The sequence below is a fragment of the Enterobacteriaceae endosymbiont of Plateumaris braccata genome (assembly GCF_012563325.1).
Classification (GTDB): Bacteria; Pseudomonadota; Gammaproteobacteria; order Enterobacterales; family Enterobacteriaceae.
Genome location: NZ_CP046232.1, coordinates 349,034 through 370,069 on the forward strand (window position 1 = coordinate 349,034; position 21,036 = coordinate 370,069).

The window sequence follows — 21,036 nt, forward strand, 5'->3', positions numbered from 1 at the left end:
ACATATTTTTATTACTCCTCTTTAAAAAAATTATTATTAATAATAATTTTATATAAAACAAACAATTATTTTTAAATAATTTTGCATAAAATTCAATAATTAAATTACTAAATTTATATTTATTTTTTATAATTAAATTAATATTATTAATTAGATATGAGAACTTAATTGATAGAAATGGTTGCGGGGGTTGGATTTGAACCAACGACCTTCGGGTTATGAGCCCGACGAGCTACCAATCTGCTCCACCCCGCGTCTACTTAGCGATATTATATATGATATATTAAAAATATAAAATATTTTAGTAAAACTCTGGTACCGAAGACGGGATTTGAACCCGTAAACCCATAAAAGGGCACTACCACCTCAAGGTAGCGTGTTTACCATTTCACCACCTCGGTTCTACTAAATAAATATTTTTTATAAATTAATATAATTATTTGTTGTTATAATATTTTTTTATGATTGTTTAAATTACCTAATATTAAACTAATAATAAAAAAAAATATGACTAAAATAAAAATAGATCTAGTTACAATTTTATTGGTAGTATTAGTATTTAAAAAAGATTTCGAATTATTCGCATAATAACTACTAATATCAACAATATTATTATTTTGTATCATAATTAAACTAATTAATATAATTGATATTAAAACAAATAAAACTAAAAATAATTTATACACAAAACATACCAAATTAAATTTTAATATAGATTATATCTAATAATATATTATATATATTTAATTTACAATATATTTTAATACTTTTTTAAAATTTATAATACTTAATAAATTATTTTTTTATCCAATCAGGTGCTCTAACTTTTTTTCTAGACATTAAATCATCTATTTGTAATATACCTATAGTTTCATATTTAATTAAAGCATTTTTCATTGCATGTAAAATATCAATATTTTCTTTTAAAATTTTAAATGCTCTATCATAGTTTTCTTGAATTAAATATTTAACTTCTTCATCAATTATACGTGCAGTTTGATCTGACATATGTTTTGTTTTTGTTACATTTCTACCTAAAAAAATTTCTCCTTCTTCTTCTGCATATAATAAAGGTCCTAATTTTTTAGAAAATCCCCATTGTGTTACCATATTTCTTGCTAAGTTAGTAGCAATTTTTATATCATTAGAAGCTCCAGTAGATACATATTTTTCTCCATAAATTATTTCCTCTGCAATACGACCACCATATAATGTAGAAATTTCACTTTCTAATTTTTGACGATTTAAACTAATGATATCAATTTCTGGTAAAAAGAATGTAACTCCTAATGCTTGACCTCTTGGAATTATAGTTACTTTATGAACTGGATCATGTCCTGGTACTAATCTTCCAATTATAGCATGTCCAGCTTCATGATAAGCAGTAGATTCTTTTTGAGATTCTGTCATAACCATAGAACGTCTTTCAGAACCCATCATAATTTTATCTTTAGCTTTTTCAAATTCAATCATAGATACAAATTCATAATTTTTACGAGCAGCTAATAATGCACCTTCGTTTACTAAATTAGCTAAATCAGCTCCAGAAAATCCAGGAGTACCTCGTGCTAAAATTGAAACATTTACATCTTTTCCTAATGGAACATTTTTCATATGTATTTTTAATATTTGTTCTCTACCCCTAATATCTGGTAAACCTACTATTACTTGTCTATCAAAACGTCCAGGCCTTAAAAGTGCCGGATCTAATACATCAGGACGATTTGTTGCAGCGATAACAATAACACTTTCATTATCATTAAAACCATCCATTTCTACTAACATTTGATTAAGCGTTTGTTCTCTTTCATCATGTCCACCACCTAAACCAGCACCTCTTTGACGTCCTACTGCATCTATTTCATCAATAAATATAATACATGGAGATGATTTTTTTGCTCTACTAAACATATCACGAACTCTAGAAGCTCCTACACCAACAAACATTTCAACAAAATCAGATCCAGAAATAGTGAAAAAGGGTACTTTAGATTCACCTGCTATAGCTTTTGCTAATAAGGTTTTACCTGTTCCTGGTGGACCTACCATTAAAACACCTTTAGGAATTTTACCACCTAATTTTTGAAATTTTAGAGGTTCTTTTAGATAATCTACAAGTTCTTTAACTTCTTCTTTAGCTTCATCACATCCTGCTACATCATTAAATGTAGTTTTAATCTGATCTTTTGTAAACATACGAGCTTTACTTTTACCAAATGATAAAGCACCTTTACCTCCTCCTTGAATTTGACGTATAAAAAATAACCAAACAAAAACAAGTAAAAGAACAGGAAACCATGATATAAATATAGATAATAATAAATTAGGACTTGCAGAAGGTTCACCAAATACTTTAATATTTTTATCTACTAATAACTGAAGTAAATTAGGATCACTTATAGGAAGATATGTTGTATAATTAGTATCATCTTTTTTATCAACATAAACCTGACGTTTACTTATATAAACTGCATTTATTTGTTGATGATTAATATCAGATAAAAAAGTTGCATATTCAATTTTTGATGTTTTATCATCAACATTTAGATTAAAACTCTGGAAAAAAGATAATAAAGTAATTGCAATTGCTAACCAGAGGATTAGATTTTTTGCTATACTGTTCAAAAAAGTAACTCCATAATTATTAGTATAAATATGAAAAAATATTATTTATTTTGATATCCTTTTGCTACAATATATATTTCACATGAATGAGATCTTGAAGCATTAGGTTTTCTGATTTTCATTATTTTAAATAATGAATCAATTTTTTTTAAATATTGATCAACACCTATACCTTGAAATATTTTTATTAAAAAATTTCCATTAAAATCCAATATAGAATAACACAATTTTAAAGCTAATTCACTTAAATATATAGATTTAGGTATATCTATTTCTTTAACACCAGAAATATTAGGAGACATATCAGACATTATGACTTGTGCTTTTAAATTATTTAATTTAATTTTAATTAAATTAATAATATTTATATCACATAAATTACCTTGAATAAAATCTACATTATCTATTTTTTTCATTGGTAATAAATCACAAGCTATTATTTTACCATTTAATCCAATTTTTGATAATGCAAACTTAGACCACCCTCCTGGAGAAGATCCTAAATCTATTATTTTCATATTTGGTTTAAAAATTTTATCTATTTTTTGTATTTCTTGTAATTTAAACCATGATCGTGATCTAAATTCACTATTTTGTTTTACTTTTTTGACATAAATATCTTTAAGATATTTTTTTATCCAAATATTTTTTTTTTTATTTTTTCTACATGACATTAATTTTATTTATTAAAATAATAAATATGTATTTTGTTATAAATGAAATAATCAATAATAATTATTTTTAATAAATATTATTTTTGATATAAGTATAACAAATTTTTTTTAAATTTACAAAATTAATAATAATGTTTATTATTAATTAAAATAAATATTTTACTATTAAAATAGTTAATAATAATTAAATTGTAAAAAAATTGAAATAATTATAAATAAATATTTAAAATAATTTAACTTATTTCAGTATAATTACTGATTATAATTAAAAATTAATTTTTTAAAAAATTAATTTTTAATTTATTAATAAAACATTATTTATATTTATTTTTTTTATTCAAACTAGCGTTTAATAGTTCAGTTAAATTTGCAGATGCTGATGCTACTGCTGTAATATTATGTTTTTTAATTTTATTAATACGATTTGTATGATAAGAATATCCAGTACCTGCAGGAATTAATCTTCCAACAATAACATTTTCTTTTAAACCTTTTAATTCATCAAATTTTCCTGCAACAGAAGCTTCTGTTAATACTCTTGTTGTTTCCTGAAAAGAAGCAGCAGAAATAAAAGATGTAGTTGCTAAAGAAGCTTTAGTAATACCTAACAAATCATGAATATAAGATATCTTTTTTTTACCCTGTTTTTTTAATTTTTTATTAATTTTTTTAATTTGAGATACATCAACTTGCTCACCTTCTAAAAAATTTGAATCTCCTTTATTTTTAATGGTTGCTTTACGTAACATTTGTCGTATTATCACTTCAATATGTTTATCATTAATTTTAACTCCTTGTAAACGATATACTTCTTGGACTTCATTAATTATATAATTTGTTACTTCATTGACACCTTTTAAACGTAATATATCATGTGGAGATTCAGAACCATCTGAAATAATATCTCCTTGATTTACTAATTCTCCTTCAAAAACATTTATTTGTCTCCATTTTGGTATCATTTCTTCATATACATTTTCATTATTATTAATAGGATTAATTATTATACGTCTTTTACCTTTAGTTTCTTTTCCAAATGAAATTATACCACTAATTTCTGCTAAAATTGCTGATTCTTTTGGACGACGAGCTTCAAATAAATCTGCTACTCTAGGTAATCCTCCTGTTATATCCTTAGTTCCTCCTGACTCTTGTGGTATTCTTGCAATTATTTCTCCAGCATGAATATTCATTCCATTTTCCAAATGAACTATTGTTTTACTAGGTAAAAAATAATGAGCCGGTATATCAGTTCCAGGGATTAAAATATCTTCATTTTCAAGATTTACGATTTTCAACATAGGTCGTAAATCTTTTCCTATTAATGTTCTTTCTGATGTATCTAATACTACTATAGAAGATAAACCTGTTAATTCATCAGTTTGACGAATAATAGTTTGACCATCTAACATGTCAATAAATTTTATTTTTCCATTAACTTCACTAACTATAGGCATATTATGTGGATCCCAATAAGCAATTATTTCTCCTGAATTAATTTTTTCTCCATTTTTTTTAGTCATAATTGCACCATAAGGTATTTTATATTTTTCTTTTATACGTCCAAAATCATCTAATATTTTTAATTTAACATTTCTTGAAGTAATAACTAATTTACCATCAGAATTAATAACAGATTTCATATTAGTTAATTTTATAATACCTTTGCTTTTTATTTGAATACTAGATTCAGATGCAACTCTAGAAGCAGCCCCACCTATATGAAATGTTCTCATTGTTAATTGTGTTCCAGGTTCTCCTATTGATTGTGCTGCAATTACTCCAATTGCTTCTCCTTTATTTATAATATGTCCTCTTGCTAAGTCACTACCATAACAATTAGCACATACACCAAAATTAGTTTCACAACTTACAACAGATCTAACTTTAATATTATCAATAGAATATTTATCTAAAACATCACAATATTTTTCATTTAATAATGTATTACGAGCAATTAAAACATCATTTCTTCCTGGTTTTAAAATATCTTTTGATGTTACTCTACCTACAACTCTTTCTCTTAGAGATTCTTTAACATCTCCTCCTTCAATTATAGAAGACATTTCAATGCCATTTTTAGTAAAACAATCATTCTCTGTAATTACTAAATCTTGAGCTACATCAACTAATCTACGAGTTAAATAACCTGAATTTGCTGTTTTTAATGCAGTATCTGCTAGTCCTTTTCGTGCTCCATGAGTAGATATAAAGTATTGTAGTACATTTAATCCTTCTTTAAAATTAGCTGTAATTGGAGTTTCAATAATTGATCCATCAGGTTTAGCCATTAGTCCTCTCATACCAGCTAATTGTCTTATTTGAGCAGCTGAACCACGTGCACCAGAATCTGCCATCATAAAAATATTATTAAAAGATATTTGTTTTTCTATAATTCCTTTTTTATTAATTACATTTTCTGTCGATAAATTTTTCATCATTGCTTGTGCTACTTTTTCATTCGCCACTGACCAAATATCAATAATTTTATTATATCTTTCTCCAGCTGTTACTAACCCTGATTGAAATTGTTCTTGAATTTCAGAAACTTCAGATTCTGCTGCTAATATTATAGTAGATTTTTTTTTAGGAATAATAATATCATCAATTCCTACAGAAGATCCTGATCTAGCTGCATAATAAAATCCAGTATACATAATTTTATCTGCAAAAATAACTGTAGATTTTAATCCTAAAATTCTATAACATATATTTAACATTTTAGAAATTGATCTTTTCCCTAAAGTTTGATTTATTATTGTATAAGGCAAACCTTTTGGTACATACATCCAAAATATTGCTCGACCGATTGTAGTATTAACAATATTTTTATTTTTTATCCATTCATTATTTTTATTTTTACAATATTCAGTAATTTTTACTTTGACACGTGCATGTAAATCTCCTTGTCCTGTAAGATAAACTTTTTCTGCTTCTTGAGAACTAGCTAATATCATATCCTCTCCTTTTGCATTAATTTTTTCCCTAGTCATATAATATAATCCTAAAACTACATCTTGTGATGGAACAATAATAGGTTCACCATTAGCTGGTGATAAAATATTATTAGTAGCCATCATCAGAGCTCTAGCTTCTAATTGTGCTTCTAAAGTTAAAGGAATATGTACTGCCATTTGATCTCCATCAAAATCAGCATTATAAGCTGCACACACAAGAGGATGTAATTGTATTGCTTTTCCTTCAATTAATATTGGTTCAAAAGCTTGTATTCCTAATCTATGTAAAGTTGGCGCACGATTTAATAATATCGGATGTTCTCTTATAACTTCTTCTAAAACATCCCAAACTACAGATTCTTCTTTTTCAACCATTTTTTTTGCTGTTTTAATTGTTGTAGCAAATCCTTGCATTTCTAATCTTCCATATACAAATGGTTTAAACAATTCTAAAGCCATTTTTTTAGGTAAACCACATTGATTCAAACGTAAATAAGGTCCTACTGTAATAACAGATCTACCCGAATAATCTACTCTTTTACCTAATAAATTCTGTCTAAATCTTCCTTGTTTCCCTTTAATCATATCGGCTAATGATTTTAAAGGTCTTTTATTAGACCCTATAATTGCTCTTCCTCTTCTTCCATTGTCTAAAAGAGCATCAACTGCTTCTTGTAACATACGTTTTTCATTTCTTACTATAATATCTGGTGCTGATAATTCTAGTAGACGTTTTAATCTATTGTTACGGTTAATAACACGACGATATAAATCATTTAAATCAGAAGTAGCAAATCTTCCTCCATCTAATGGAACTAAAGGTCTTAAATCAGGAGGTAACACAGGTAATACATTCATTATCATCCATTCTGGTTTATTTCCTGAATGAATAAATAATTCAAGTAATTTTATCCGTTTAGTAATTTTTTTCCTTTTGGTTTCAGAATTAGTATTATATAATTCTTCTCGTAAAAATTTATATTCTTCTTCTAAATTAATATTTTTTAATAAATATTGAATAGCTTCTGCTCCCATTTTTGCATTAAATTCATTGCCAAATTCTTCTAATGCGTCTAAATATTGTTCTTCTGTTAAAACTTGTTTTTTATTTAATGTAGTCATTCCTTCTTCTATAACAACGTAAGATTCAAAATATAGTACTCTTTCAATATCCTTTAAAGGCATATTCAATAATAGTCCTATTCTAGAAGGTAATGATTTTAAAAACCATATGTGTGCAGTAGGTGATGCAAGTTCAATATGACCCATTCTTTCACGTCTAACTTTAGTTTGTGTAACTTCTACACCACATTTTTCACATATTACACCACGATGTTTTAATCTTTTATACTTACCACATAAACATTCATAATCTTTTACAGGACCAAAAATACGTGCACAAAATAAACCATCTCTTTCAGGTTTAAAAGTACGATAGTTAATTGTTTCTGGTTTTTTCACTTCTCCAAAAGACCAAGACCTAATTATATCAGAAGAAGCTAAAGAAATTTTTATTGAATCAAATTCTTTTATTCTATTTGGTGATTTTAAAAGCTTAAATAACTTTTTCACAAAAAGATTACCTCACACATATTAGAAATTAATAAACAATTTAATTTTTAAATAATTAATTATAAATTAAATTTTAAAAATTTATTCTTTATTTTCTAATTCAATATTTATTCCTAATGAACGTATTTCTTTAAGTAAAACATTAAAAGACTCTGGTATTCCTGGTTCCATTTGATGATTTCCATCAATAATGTTTTTATACATTTTTGTTCTACCATTTACATCATCAGATTTAATTGTTAACATTTCTTGTAAAGTATATGCTGCTCCATATGCTTCTAAAGCCCATACTTCCATTTCTCCAAATCTTTGTCCTCCAAATTGAGCTTTTCCTCCTAAAGGTTGTTGTGTAACTAAACTATATGATCCTGTAGATCTTGCATGCATTTTATCATCTACTAAATGATTTAATTTTAACATATACATATAACCTACAGTTACAGGTCTTTCAAATTTTTCACCTATAAGACCATCATACAATGTAATTTGACCGGAAGTTGGTAAATCAGAAAATCTTAATAATTCTTTTATTTCATTTTCTTTTGCTCCATCAAAAACTGGAGTTGCTATTGGCATTCCTTTTTTTAAATTATTTGCTAAAGATAATATCTCTTCATCTGAAAAATTATTAAAATTTATTTTTTGTCTAATACCGTTACCTACATTATAAGCTTTTTGAATAAAACAACGTATTTTTTCAATATTTTTTTGTTTTTGCAATAAAAAATTTATTTTATCACCAATACCTTTTGCAGCCATACCCAAATGCGTTTCTAAAATTTGTCCTATATTCATTCTAGAAGGGACACCTAATGGATTTAATACAACATCTACAGGATTACCATTATCATCATATGGCATATCTTCTATAGGACAAATTTTTGATATAACTCCTTTATTACCATGTCTCCCTGCCATTTTATCTCCTGATTGAACTTGTCTTTTAACAGCTAAATTAACTTTAACTATTTTAAGTATACCAGGAGCTAAATCATCACCTTGAGTTATTTTTTTCTTTTCTAAAGTAAATATTTTATTAAATTTTATTTTTAATTCATTATATTGGTTTATAAGTTCATTTAATTCTTTTTCTTTACTTTTATTAGTAAAAAATTTTATCCAATATTTTAAAGAATATTTTTCTATATCTTTTTTGCTAATACCATTTTCAATTAAAAATGAATGTATACGTGTAATAATATTGATTTCAAATATTTTTTGTTCATCAAGTAAATCTTTTTTAATTTGTTTTAATTCCATTTCTTCAATTTCTAAAGTTCTTTTATCTTTTTTAACTCCATCTCTTGTAAAAATTTTTACATCGATAACAGTACCTGAAACACCATTAGGAACACGTAATGATGTATCTTTAACATTAGAAGCTTTTTCTCCAAAAATGGCACGTAATAATTTCTCTTCTGGTGATAATTGTGTTTCTCCTTTAGGAGTTACTTTACCAACCAAAATATCATTACTTGTTACTTCAGCGCCGATATACACAATACCTGATTCATCTAATTTAGATAAAGAAGATTCACTAACATTAGGTATATCTGAAGTAATTTCTTCAGGTCCTAATTTAGTATCACGTGATATACATGATAATTCTTGTATATGAATTGTTGTAAATCTATCTTCCTGTACAATTTTTTCTGAAAGTAGTATAGAATCTTCAAAATTATAACCATTCCATGGCATAAATGCCACTCTCATATTTTGACCTAATGCTAATTCACCTAAATCAGTAGATGGTCCATCTGCTAATACATCTCCTTTTTTTACTAATTCATTTAATTTAATACATGGAATTTGATTAATACATGTATTTTGATTAGATCTTGTATATTTGGTTAAATGATAAATATCAATACCCTTTTTTTGTTTATTTGTTTCATTATTACTTACTTTTATAATAATACGAGATGCATCTACATATTGTACAATACCTGAATTTTTGGCAATAATATTTACTCCTGAATCTACAGCTACTATTCTTTCCATACCAGTACCTACTAAAGGTTTTTCTGCTCTTAAAGTAGGGACTGCTTGTCTTTGCATATTAGCACCCATTAATGCTCTATTTGCATCATCGTGTTCTAAAAATGGAATTAAAGAAGCTCCTACAGATACTATTTGTTGATTAGAAACATCCATATAATTTATTTGTTCTTTTTTAAATAAACTAGATTCTCCTTTATTTCTACATGTAACTAAATCATCTATAATTAATCCATTTGATAAATCTAATTTTGTATTAGCTTGTGCTATAATAAAGTTACCTTCTTCTATAGAAGATAAATAATGAATTATATTAGTAACATAAGCATTGTTAACACAACGATAAGGAGTTTCTAAAAAACCATATACATTGGTTCTAGCATAAACTGATAATGAATTAATTAAACCTATATTAGGTCCTTCTGGAGTTTCAATAGGACATACTCTACCATAATGAGTAGGATGAACATCTCTAACTTCAAAACCTGCTCTTTCTCTTGTTAGACCACCTGGACCTAAAGCTGAAATACGTCTTTTATGTGTAATTTCTGATAACGGATTATTTTGATCCATAAATTGAGATAATTGACTAGAACAAAAAAATTCTTTTATAGCAGCAGAAATAGGTTTAGCATTAATCATATCCTGAGGCATGATGTTATCATCACTTAATGATAATCGTTCTTTAACAGAACGTTCAACACGAATTAATCCTATACGAAATTGATTTTCTATCATTTCTCCAACAGATCGAATTCTTCTATTACCTAAATGATCGATATCATCTATTTCTCCTTTTCCATTACGTATGCTTATTAATTTTTTAATTACATCAACAATATCTTGTTTATTTAAAATTCCAGTACCAATTATATTATCACAAGATAAAGAACGATTAAATTTCATTCTTCCTACAGAAGACAAATCATAACGCTCTATATTAAAGAATAATTTTTTAAATAATAATTCTGCTGATTCTTTAGTAGGAGGTTCACCAGGTCTCATCATCCTATATATTTCTATTAAAGCTTCTAATCTATCATTAGTTGTATCTATTCTTAATGTTTCAGATATATATGGACCTTGATCTAAATCATTAGTAAATATTGTATCAATTGTACTATATTCATTATTTTCTATAATATTATTAATAATATCTAATTCTAAACAAGAATTAGCAGAAATTATAATTTCTCCTGTTTTATTATTTATATAATCTTTAGATATTGTTTTTCCTATAAGATAATCTTTTGGTATGTTTATATATTGAATTTTATTTTTTTTTAAATTATTAATATGTTTTAAAGTAATACGTTTTCCTTTTTCTATATAAACTATATCATTAATTACTATATTAAATAATGCTGTTTCTCCTCTTAATCTATCTGGTATTAATTTCATTGATAATTTTTTATTTTTTATAATATAAATATTTTTTTCAAAAAAAATATCTAAAATTTGTTCAATATCATAACCCAAAGCTTTTAATATTATTGTAACTGGTAATTTCCTTCTTCTATCAATACGCATAAAAATATTATCTTTAGGATCAAATTCAAAATCTAACCAAGATCCTCTATAAGGAATAATACGAGCATTATATAATATTTTTCCTGAAGTATGTGTTTTCCCTTTATCACTATCAAAAAATACTCCAGGACTACGATGTAATTGAGAAACCACTACTCTTTCAATACCATTAACTATAAAAGTACCATTTTTTGTCATTAATGGAATTTCTCCCATATATACTTCTTGTTCTTTTATAATTTTTTTATTTGTTTCTATTAATTCTTTATTATAAATAATTAATTGTAATGTTACACGCAATGGTGCAGAATAAGTCATACCTCTTATTTTACATTCTTTAACATTAAAAATAGATTTACCTAAACGATAATTTATATAATGTAATTCACAATTACCACTATAACTATTTATTGGAAAAATAGATTTAAAAGCAGCTTCTAATCCATATTTCCCCGTAAGATCTTGTTTTATAAATTTTTTAAATGAATCAAGTTGTATAGAAAGTAAATATGGAATATCTAAAACTTGAGATTGTTTACTAAAATCTTTACGAATACGTTTTTTTTCAGTTTGAGAATAAACCATATGGTTCCTCAGTTATCTGATAGATTGAGTATCTAATTTAAATTTTATTTAAAATAAAATTTAATATATATGTATTATAAAATGTTATTAAAAAAATTTAGTAATTATTTTATTAATATCTTTTTTTATATTTCAAATTATTTTACTTCTATTTCAGCACCAGTAATTTTCAATGTTTTTTCTAAAGTTAAAGCTTCTTCTTTACTAATAGCTTCTTTTAGAAGAACTGGTGCAGATTCTACTAAATCTTTTGATTCTTTCAATCCTAATCCCATACAACTTCTCACTGCTTTTATTACTGCTATTTTATTTTTTCCTATATTTTTTAAATATAAATTAAATTCAGTTTTTTCTTCTACTTCTTCTATTGTTTTATCATTAACTGCCTGTGTCATAACAGTGGAAGCTGATACTCCAAATTTTTTTTCCATATCACTTATTAAATCCATTATATCCATAATAGACATAGTACCAACAGCTTCTATTATTTGTTCTTTAGTTATAGACATAAAAAATTCCTAAAATTAAGAAACAATTTTTTATTAAAATAAATAAAAAATTGTTTTTTATAAATTATTTTTTGTATTTTTAATAATTATTAATGTTTTGATAAATTTTCCTATAGCAGCTTCTTTAATTGTAGTTAACATAAAAGATAAAGCTTCTTTGAAAGTAGGTAATGTGGCTAACTTATCAATATTTTTAGCATCAATCAATTTACCATTAAAAGAAGCAATTTTAATTTTAAAATTAGTATTTTTTTTAGCAAATTCTTTAAATAAACGTGCAGCTGTACCAGGATGTTTTAGTGAATATCCAACTAATATTGGTCCATTTAATTGATCTTTTAAGCATTCAAAAATACTATTTTTTATAATTAATTTTAATAGTTTATTTCTTACTACTCCTATAAAAACATGATTTTCACGACTATTTTTTCTTAATTCAGTAATACTATTAACATTTATACCACAAGCATCAGCAATAACAACAGATAAAGCTTTTTGATTTATTTTGCTTAATTTTGCAACAATCATTTTTTTTTCTGTAATATTTAATGGCATTAGATTATTGCACTCCTGAGTTTTTAATATAAAAGAATTAAATTATTAGAATTGATATTCTAAATATAAAATATTTACATTACAATAATAAACTATATTATTTAATTAAAAAATAATTATTTTAATATAAAAAAAACTATTCGTAAAGTAAAAATTATACTTTAATATTTATTAAAGATGTTGTTATATCAATAGAAACTCCCATAGTTGATGAAATATATATTTTTTTTATAAAATCTCCTTTTACTTGTGTTGGTTTATATTTTTTTAGATTTTTTATAAAAAATTCTATATTTTCTTTTATTTTATAATTATCAAAATTAATTTTACCTACACTAGTATGAATAATACCATTTTTATCATTACGATAATTAATTTGTCCTTTTTTAATTTTTTTTATAATATCTTTGATATTTTCAGTAATAGTTCCTAATTTAGGATTAGGCATTATTCCACGAGGACCTAATACAGGAGCTAATTTACTAACTAAATTCATCGCTTCTGGAATAGTTATCACTATATCAATTTTTTTTTTATTGTTTTTGATTTTTTCCGCTAAATCTTCCATTCCAATTAAATCTGCACCAGCTTCTTTTGCCTCTATCGCTTTAGCTCCATAAGCAAAAACAGCAATTTTTATATTTTTTCCTGTTCCATAAGGTAATATAACACTATTTCTAATATTCTGTTCTGATTTTTTTGGATCTATACCTAATAGTACTGCAATATCGATGCTTTCAATGAACTTAACTGTACTAAATTCTTTTAATTTATTAATAGCTTTATCAATAGAAATTTTTTTGTTTTGATTAATTTTACTATACATATTAGTCATACGTTTTGTTTGTTTAACCATTATTATATTTTAATCCTCTATTATTAACCCCATTGAAAGCGCAGTTCCTTCTATAGAATGCATCATTGCTTCAATATTTGTTCCTGTCATATCTACAGATTTTAATTTCGCTATTTGACGAATTTGTTTATGAGTTATTTTACCTATTTTTTCTAATTTCGGTTTGCTAGATCCAGATTTAATTCCTAAAATTTTTTTTATTAAAATTGCCGCTGGAGGAGTTTTAGTAATAAATGTAAAAGAACGATCTGAATAAATAGTAATTATAACAGGTATAGGTATTCCTTTTTCTAAATTACTAGTTTGAGCATTAAAAGTTTTACAAAAATCCATTATATTAACACCATGTTGGCCTAATGCAGGTCCAACAGGGGGACTGGGATTAGCAATACCTGCTGAAACTTGTAATTTAACATAAGTTTTAATTTTCTTTGCCATAATTATTCCTTTAAAAAAATAATTTATCGTAAAATTTTATAAATAAATTATCCTTTTTCTACTTGACTAAAATCTAAATCAACAGGAGTTGCTCTACCAAAAATTGATACTGATACTTTCAAACGACTTTTTTCATAATCAACTTCTTCAACTATCCCATTAAAATCAGAAAAAGGACCATCATTTACACGAATCATTTCTCCAGTTTCAAATAATATTTTTGGTCTTGGTTTATCTCCAATCTGTTGAAGGCGACTTTTAATTATGTCAACTTCTTTATTGCTAATAGGAGAAGGATTGTCAGAAGTTCCTCCTACAAAACCTAATACTCTAGGAATACCACGAACTAAATGCCAACTGATATCTTTCATAATCATATTAATTAATATATATCCAGGAAAAAATTTACGTTCACTTTTATAACGTTGTCCATTACGAATTTCTACTACTTCTTCAGTAGGTATTAAAATATCTCCAAAAAAATTTTTCATATTATGAATATCAATATGTTCTTTTAGTGATTGTGCAACACGATTTTCAAATCCAGATCGAGCTTGAATAACATACCATCTTTTTTGTATAGACTTAGTCATTTATAATCTCATATTAGTTAATAATGATATTAAATAAATTAAAATACTATCAAGTCCCCAAATAATTAATGACATAATTAAAGTAATTATGATAATAATTAAAGTTATTTGTAAAGTTTCTTTATAAGTTGGCCAGACTACCTTACGTGTTTCTATACGTGTTTCTCGAATAAATAGTAATATCTTTTTTCCTTTATTAGTAGATAATATAATAAAAATTATTAAAATTAATATAGGACAGATAATTATTATTCGAATAGGCAATTCAAGATTTTGATATAAATAATCATATATTATAATTGAAATAAATAAGATTATACTAATAATCCATTTTATATATTCTAAAATATATTTACTTCTTTTGTATTTTACATTATTAATCATATATTATATCAACCAATATAAAACAAATTTAATTTAATTATATATTATAAAAATTTTATTTAATATAAAACATTATTTATAATTAGATAATTTATTTTATAATAAATTTTTTAAAAAAAAAGAATCAAAGGGATTAATATTCTAATACCCTCATCTTCTTTTATTTTTATTATTGTAATATTTTAGTTACAATTCCAGCTCCAACAGTTCTACCACCTTCACGAATAGCAAATCTTAAACCATCTGTCATAGCAATAGGATTTATCAATGTTACAGTCATTTTTATATTATCACCAGGCATTACCATTTCAATTTCTTTTGCTAATTCTATTGTACCAGTAACATCAGTAGTTCTAAAATAAAATTGAGGACGATAACCTTTAAAAAATGCAGTATGTCTACCACCTTCATCTTTAGATAAGATATATACTTCAGATTCAAATTGTGTATGAGGTTTTATAGATCCTGGTTTAGCTAAAACTTGTCCTCTTTCAATTTCTTCTCTTTTGATTCCTCGTAATAAAATACCTACATTTTCTCCTGCACGACCCTCATCTAATAATTTACGAAACATTTCAACACCTGTACAAGTAGATTTTATAGTATCTCTTATACCAATAATTTCTACTTCTTCTCCTACTTTAATTATACCTCTTTCTACTCTTCCTGTTACAACTGTTCCTCTACCAGAAATAGAAAAAACATCTTCAATTGGTAATAAAAATGGTTGATCAACAGCTCTTTTTGGTTCAGGTATATAATTATCTAAACAATTTGCTAATTCAATGATTTTTTTCTCCCAAATTTTATCTCCTTCTAATGCTTTAAGAGCAGATCCATGAATAATTGGAGTTTTTTCACCTGGAAAATCATATTGAGTAAGTAAATCACGTACTTCCATTTCTACTAATTCTAATAATTCTTCATCATCAACTAAATCACATTTATTAAGAAAAACAACAATATAAGGAACACCAACTTGTCTTGCTAATAAAATATGTTCTCTTGTTTGAGGCATTGGTCCATCTGTTGCTGCAACTACTAATATAGCTCCATCCATTTGAGCTGCACCAGTAATCATATTTTTTACATAATCAGCATGTCCAGGGCAATCTACATGTGCATAATGACGATACTTTGTATCATATTCTACATGAGAAGTATTAATAGTAATACCTCTTTCTTTCTCTTCGGGAGCATTATCTATTTGATCAAAAGCTTTAGCTGCTCCACCATATTTTTTAGATAAAACAGTTGTAATAGCTGCTGTTAAAGTTGTTTTACCATGATCAACATGTCCTATAGTACCTACATTAATATGTGGTTTAGAACGTTTAAATTTTTCTTTAGACACAGAATAATTCCTTCTATATTATTTTTTCTTTTATAGAATAAAAAAGAAAAATTACTTAATTATTGATTAACTATTATTTATTTACACCTAGAATCAATAATAATTTGTGAAATATTATTAGGTGCTTCAGTATATTTTAAAAATTCCATAGAATAAGATGATCTTCCTTGAGTATAAGAACGTAAATCAGTAGCATAACCAAACATTTCAGATAATGGTACACATGCACGTATTAATTTACCAGTTAAAATATTATCTATACCTTCTATAATACCTCTTCTACGATTTAAATCTCCTATTACATCTCCCATATATTCTTCTGGGGTTTCTACTTCAACTTTCATAATAGGTTCTAATAATACTGGATTAGCTTGTTTAAACGCATTTTTAAATGCAATTGCAGCTGCTAATTTAAATGCTAATTCTGAAGAATCTACATCATGATATGATCCATAATGTAATCTAATTGCAACATTTACTACTGGGTATCCAGCCATTGGACCAGATTTTAATTGTTCTTGAATACTTTTATCTATAGATGAAATATATTCACTAGGTATTACACCACCTTTTATATCGTTAGTAAATAAATATCCTACGTTATTTTTTTTATTTAATTTTATTGGAGATATGTCTATAACAACATGTCCATATTGTCCTCTACCACCGGTTTGTTTTATATGTTTACCTTCTATATTTATAACATTCTTTTTTATAGTTTCACGATAGGATACTTGAGGCTTACCAATGTTAGCAGCTACATTAAATTCTCTTTTCATTCTATCAACTATAATTTCTAAATGTAGTTCACCCATACCTGCAATAATAGTTTGATTACTTTCTTTATCTGTCCAAGTTTTTAATGATGGATCTTCTTTTGTTAATCTATTTAATGCTAATCCCATTTTTTCTTGATCAATTTTAGTTTTAGGTTCTATAGCAATAGATATTACAGGTTCTGGAAATTCCATTTTTTCAAGAATAATACTTTTATCTATAGAACATAATGTATCTCCTGTTGTAACATCTTTTAAACCAATAGCTGCTGCAATATCTCCAGCATGAACTTTTTTGATTTCTTCACGTTTATTAGCATGCATTTGTACAATTCTTCCAATTCGTTCTTTTTTCATTTTAATAGAATTGAAAATTAAATCACCACTACTTACTGTCCCAGAATATACCCTGAAAAATGTTAAATTACCAACAAAAGGATCATTTGATATTTTAAAAGCTAATGCTGAAAATGGTTCATCATCATTTGATTGTCGAATAGATAATGTTTTTTTTTCATTATTTATAATTCCTTGTATAGGTGGAATATCTGTTGGAGATGGTAAAAATTCAATTACTGCATCTAACATAGCTTGAACTCCTTTATTTTTAAAAGCAGAACCGCAAGTTATTAAAGTAATTTCATTTTTTAATACTCTTTTTCTTAAAGAAAACTTTATTTCTTTTTCAGTAAGATTTATACCATCTAAATATTTATCCATTAATTTTTCATCTGATTCAACAGCAGATTCAATTAATTTTTGTCTCCAAAGTTTGGAATCTTTTATCATATTTGTAGGTATTTGATTATAATTAAAAGTAGTACCTTGATCTTTATCATTCCAACTTATTGCTTTCATTTTAATTAAATCTATAACTCCAATAAAATTATCTTCAGATCCAATAGGTAATTGTATTGGTACAGTTTCTATAGATAAATTTTTTTTTATTTGATGAACAACTTTTAAAAAATTAGCACCCATACGGTCCATTTTATTTATAAATGCTATTCTTGGAACTTTATACTTATTAGCTTGTCTCCATACTGTTTCTGATTGTGGTTGGACACCACCTACTGCACAATAAATCATTACTACACCGTCTAAAACTCTCATAGATCGTTCTACTTCAATTGTAAAATCAACATGACCTGGAGTGTCAATAATATTAATTCTATGTGATTTATATTGATTAGCCATTCCTGACCAAAATGCAGTAGTAGCTGCAGATGTAATAGTAATTCCTCTTTCTTGTTCTTGTTCCATCCAATCCATAGTAGCAGCACCATCATGTACTTCACCTATTTTATGATTAACTCCAGTATAAAAAAGAATTCTTTCAGTAGTAGTAGTTTTACCTGCATCAATATGTGCGCTAATACCAATATTACGATAACGTGTTATAGGAGTTATACGACTCATTTTATTCCTCTATTTTAGATAAATACTAAAAGTTTAAATATATTATTTAATATCATTAAAATTAATAATGAATATTACATAATATTGATATATTTATTAGCTACAACATATTTTATTGATGAATTTATTAATTTAATTAATTAATATTTATTATTAAGAAATAATATATTAAATATTACCAACGATAATGAGCGAATGCTTTATTTGCTTCAGCCATACGATGTACTTCTTCTTTTTTTTTAACTGCATTACCTTTATTTTCAATAGCGTCAGAAATTTCATGAGCTAATCTTAATGACATTGATCTATCATTTCTTTTTCTTGCTGCATTTATTAACCAACGCATTGCTAATGTATTTCTTCTAGAAGGTCTAACTTCTACTGGAACTTGATAAGTAGATCCACCGACTCTACGAGATTTTACTTCAACCATAGGTTTGACATTTTCTAATGCATTTAAAAAATTATCTAATTCATTTTTACCAGAATTTGTAGTTATTGTTTTTAAAGATGAATAAACAATTGATTCTGCTATAGATTTTTTACCATTAACCATTAAAATATTAATAAATTTAGCGAGTAAATTTGATTCAAATTTAGGATCTGGTAATATTTTACGTTGACTAATTATGCGTCTACGAGACATTATATAATACTCCATATTAATATTATTTAGGTTTTTTTACACCATATTTGGATCTTCCTTTTTTTCTTTCTTTTACACCAGAACAATCCAATGCTCCTCTAATTGTATGATACCTAACACCTGGTAAGTCTTTCACTCTACCTCCACGAATTAATACTACAGAATGTTCTTGTAAATTATGTCCTTCTCCTGGTATATAAGAAGTAACTTCAAAACCATTAGTTAAACGAACTCTACAAACTTTTCTTAATGCTGAATTTGGTTTTTTAGGTGTAGTTGTATAAACTTTAATACATACTCCTCTTTTTTGAGGACACGAATTTAAAGCAGGAACATTACTTTTAGTAATTTTATGAGTTCGTTTTCTTCGAACTAATTGATTTACTGTAGCCATTCTTTTATTTCCTAAATAAAATTATTATAAGCAAATAATTTTAACACAAATTAAATTTTTTATTTATAAATAATAATTTATAATTACCAAAATATTTGTTGTTTATTTTTTATTGATAAATATACAAAATCTTTATATTCTATATGTATTACTTTTTTAGATATGATTTTTAATAATCCTCTTGATTCTATATCATTTTTTATACCAAAAACATTAAATGGAATTTTATTTTTAATTTTAATTATTTTTTTCATGAAAATACTATTATGTAATCCTGCCAAAACACCATTTTGAATTAAAATTAAATCATCATTTTTACTTAAATAATTTAAAAGTAAAGAAAAATTACAAGATGATGGTGAATTAAATAAGGTATATAACATATATTAACTTTATAGTTTAAAAATGTAATATTACATTATATTTTTTTAGTTTTTTTTTCCAACATAAAGAATTAATAATTTTAATAGGTACTGTCCAAAAATTTTTTTTGTTACAATCATTTAAACCTAAAATATTTAAAGAATCGTAACAAATAAAATAATTATTTATATTACAAATACTTAACATATTAAAACTAATACTGTGATTAGGAAATAATATTTTTTTTGGTTTTTGATTAGATATTATCTGAAAAATACCATCTCCTGTAAAAAATAATGCTATATCCTCACTAAATGAGGATATAGAAATTATAGCATCTAATCCTTCTTGACCAGAACTATTTCCATATGGAGATTTAGAAAAAATAAAAGCTACTTTATTCATTAAAATTGTATAAATCGATCACAAGTTAATACAGATTTAGCTAAAATACTTAAACTTGTTATTTGAAATTCACTTTCTATTAAATTATTAATTAATTGATTATTTGATATTTGATTTTTATCTAAAATTATTCCTCTTTTTAGTGCAGAAGAAATACAAATATATAAATTTATATGATATTTATTACTTAAATATTTCCAACACTTAACTAAATTTATCTTATAATTATCTAAATTAATATATTTATTAGCATTATAAACACCATTTCGATAAAAAAAAATATCTTTTACATAATGTTTTTCTTTAATAACTGCATTTGTAAAAAAATATGCTGAATATGCATTTTGCGTACTATAAGGTGATCCCATTATTAATAATGAAAAAGTCATATTTTTCCTAAAAT

General features: G+C 25.3%; 17 protein-coding genes, 2 tRNA genes and 1 pseudogene. All 20 read right to left on the bottom strand.

What is annotated here, in order from left to right; genetic code table 11:
- Positions 1-178: 178 nt before the first annotated feature.
- The 20 genes and pseudogenes from GJT80_RS01685 to tusD all read right to left on the bottom strand — a co-directional run bounded on the left by GJT80_RS01685 (position 179) and on the right by tusD (position 21,022).
- A tRNA-Met gene (locus GJT80_RS01685) sits at positions 179-255 on the bottom strand.
- A 58-nt stretch (positions 256-313) separates the two neighbouring features.
- Positions 314-401, bottom strand: a tRNA-Leu gene (locus GJT80_RS01690).
- A 45-nt stretch (positions 402-446) separates the two neighbouring features.
- Positions 447-686, bottom strand: a complete 240-nt coding sequence (gene secG, locus GJT80_RS01695) for a preprotein translocase subunit SecG (RefSeq protein WP_168867657.1) — start codon at positions 684-686, stop codon at positions 447-449.
- Positions 687-813: 127 nt separating this feature from the next.
- Positions 814-2,616, bottom strand: a pseudogene (gene ftsH, locus GJT80_RS01700) (ATP-dependent zinc metalloprotease FtsH); the annotation flags it as partial.
- Between the two features lie 50 nt (positions 2,617-2,666).
- Positions 2,667-3,299, bottom strand: coding sequence for an RlmE family RNA methyltransferase (locus GJT80_RS01705; RefSeq protein ID WP_168867658.1), 633 nt, complete (start codon positions 3,297-3,299; stop codon positions 2,667-2,669).
- A 314-nt stretch (positions 3,300-3,613) separates the two neighbouring features.
- The gene (gene rpoC / locus GJT80_RS01710) at positions 3,614-7,828 is read right to left on the bottom strand and encodes a DNA-directed RNA polymerase subunit beta' (RefSeq protein WP_168867659.1); all 4,215 of its coding nucleotides are present in this window, start codon (positions 7,826-7,828) and stop codon (positions 3,614-3,616) included.
- Between the two features lie 81 nt (positions 7,829-7,909).
- A complete protein-coding gene (gene rpoB / locus GJT80_RS01715; protein WP_168867660.1) occupies positions 7,910-11,941 on the bottom strand; it encodes a DNA-directed RNA polymerase subunit beta in 4,032 nt (1,343 codons plus the stop codon).
- A 137-nt stretch (positions 11,942-12,078) separates the two neighbouring features.
- Positions 12,079-12,450 carry a 50S ribosomal protein L7/L12 gene (rplL, locus tag GJT80_RS01720; protein ID WP_168867661.1) on the bottom strand — a complete coding sequence of 124 codons (372 nt, stop codon included), beginning with the start codon at positions 12,448-12,450 and terminating at the stop codon, positions 12,079-12,081.
- 57 nt (positions 12,451-12,507) lie between these two features.
- The gene (rplJ, locus tag GJT80_RS01725; protein ID WP_168867662.1) at positions 12,508-13,005 is read right to left on the bottom strand and encodes a 50S ribosomal protein L10; all 498 of its coding nucleotides are present in this window, start codon (positions 13,003-13,005) and stop codon (positions 12,508-12,510) included.
- 154 nt (positions 13,006-13,159) lie between these two features.
- Positions 13,160-13,861 carry a 50S ribosomal protein L1 gene (gene rplA / locus GJT80_RS01730; protein ID WP_168867663.1) on the bottom strand — a complete coding sequence of 234 codons (702 nt, stop codon included), beginning with the start codon at positions 13,859-13,861 and terminating at the stop codon, positions 13,160-13,162.
- A gap of 9 nt (positions 13,862-13,870) precedes the next feature.
- Positions 13,871-14,299: a 50S ribosomal protein L11 gene (gene rplK, locus GJT80_RS01735; protein WP_168867664.1), complete on the bottom strand. Its 429-nt coding sequence runs from the start codon at positions 14,297-14,299 to the stop codon at positions 13,871-13,873.
- A gap of 47 nt (positions 14,300-14,346) precedes the next feature.
- Complete coding sequence (gene nusG / locus GJT80_RS01740; protein WP_168867665.1) at positions 14,347-14,892, bottom strand: transcription termination/antitermination protein NusG; 546 nt, start codon at positions 14,890-14,892, stop codon at positions 14,347-14,349.
- A complete protein-coding gene (gene secE, locus GJT80_RS01745) occupies positions 14,893-15,276 on the bottom strand; it encodes a preprotein translocase subunit SecE (RefSeq protein ID WP_168867666.1) in 384 nt (127 codons plus the stop codon).
- A 169-nt stretch (positions 15,277-15,445) separates the two neighbouring features.
- A complete protein-coding gene (tuf, locus tag GJT80_RS01750; RefSeq protein ID WP_168867667.1) occupies positions 15,446-16,630 on the bottom strand; it encodes an elongation factor Tu in 1,185 nt (394 codons plus the stop codon).
- 77 nt (positions 16,631-16,707) lie between these two features.
- A complete protein-coding gene (fusA, locus tag GJT80_RS01755; protein WP_168867668.1) occupies positions 16,708-18,825 on the bottom strand; it encodes an elongation factor G in 2,118 nt (705 codons plus the stop codon).
- A gap of 175 nt (positions 18,826-19,000) precedes the next feature.
- Positions 19,001-19,471 (bottom strand): 30S ribosomal protein S7, encoded by a 471-nt coding sequence (rpsG, locus tag GJT80_RS01760; protein WP_168867669.1) that lies wholly within the window; start codon positions 19,469-19,471, stop codon positions 19,001-19,003.
- Between the two features lie 22 nt (positions 19,472-19,493).
- Positions 19,494-19,865: a 30S ribosomal protein S12 gene (gene rpsL / locus GJT80_RS01765; RefSeq protein ID WP_168867670.1), complete on the bottom strand. Its 372-nt coding sequence runs from the start codon at positions 19,863-19,865 to the stop codon at positions 19,494-19,496.
- A gap of 83 nt (positions 19,866-19,948) precedes the next feature.
- Positions 19,949-20,248 carry a sulfurtransferase complex subunit TusB gene (gene tusB / locus GJT80_RS01770; protein WP_168867671.1) on the bottom strand — a complete coding sequence of 100 codons (300 nt, stop codon included), beginning with the start codon at positions 20,246-20,248 and terminating at the stop codon, positions 19,949-19,951.
- 16 nt (positions 20,249-20,264) lie between these two features.
- Positions 20,265-20,633 carry a sulfurtransferase complex subunit TusC gene (gene tusC, locus GJT80_RS01775; protein ID WP_168867672.1) on the bottom strand — a complete coding sequence of 123 codons (369 nt, stop codon included), beginning with the start codon at positions 20,631-20,633 and terminating at the stop codon, positions 20,265-20,267.
- A complete protein-coding gene (gene tusD / locus GJT80_RS01780; RefSeq protein ID WP_168867673.1) occupies positions 20,633-21,022 on the bottom strand; it encodes a sulfurtransferase complex subunit TusD in 390 nt (129 codons plus the stop codon). The genes tusC and tusD overlap by 1 nt, the downstream gene beginning before the upstream one ends.
- Positions 21,023-21,036: the final 14 nt, after the last annotated feature.

What these genes read in the sequence shown, in the direction of transcription:
- tusD (WP_168867673.1), bottom strand. Translation starts at nt 21,022, where the DNA reads ATGACTTTTTCATTATTAATAATGGGATCACCTTATAGTACGCAAAAT.
- tusC (WP_168867672.1), bottom strand. Translation starts at nt 20,633, where the DNA reads ATGAATAAAGTAGCTTTTATTTTTTCTAAATCTCCATATGGAAATAGT.
- rplJ (WP_168867662.1), bottom strand. Translation starts at nt 13,005, where the DNA reads ATGCCATTAAATATTACAGAAAAAAAAATGATTGTTGCAAAATTAAGC.
- rpsG (WP_168867669.1), bottom strand. Translation starts at nt 19,471, where the DNA reads ATGTCTCGTAGACGCATAATTAGTCAACGTAAAATATTACCAGATCCT.
- nusG (WP_168867665.1), bottom strand. Translation starts at nt 14,892, where the DNA reads ATGACTAAGTCTATACAAAAAAGATGGTATGTTATTCAAGCTCGATCT.
- rplK (WP_168867664.1), bottom strand. Translation starts at nt 14,299, where the DNA reads ATGGCAAAGAAAATTAAAACTTATGTTAAATTACAAGTTTCAGCAGGT.
- fusA (WP_168867668.1), bottom strand. Translation starts at nt 18,825, where the DNA reads ATGAGTCGTATAACTCCTATAACACGTTATCGTAATATTGGTATTAGC.
- rplL (WP_168867661.1), bottom strand. Translation starts at nt 12,450, where the DNA reads ATGTCTATAACTAAAGAACAAATAATAGAAGCTGTTGGTACTATGTCT.
- tusB (WP_168867671.1), bottom strand. Translation starts at nt 20,248, where the DNA reads ATGTTATATACCTTATTTAATTCACCATCATCTTGTAATTTTTCTTTA.
- GJT80_RS01705 (WP_168867658.1), bottom strand. Translation starts at nt 3,299, where the DNA reads ATGTCATGTAGAAAAAATAAAAAAAAAAATATTTGGATAAAAAAATAT.
- secE (WP_168867666.1), bottom strand. Translation starts at nt 15,276, where the DNA reads ATGATTAATAATGTAAAATACAAAAGAAGTAAATATATTTTAGAATAT.
- rpsL (WP_168867670.1), bottom strand. Translation starts at nt 19,865, where the DNA reads ATGGCTACAGTAAATCAATTAGTTCGAAGAAAACGAACTCATAAAATT.
- rpoB (WP_168867660.1), bottom strand. Translation starts at nt 11,941, where the DNA reads ATGGTTTATTCTCAAACTGAAAAAAAACGTATTCGTAAAGATTTTAGT.
- rplA (WP_168867663.1), bottom strand. Translation starts at nt 13,861, where the DNA reads ATGGTTAAACAAACAAAACGTATGACTAATATGTATAGTAAAATTAAT.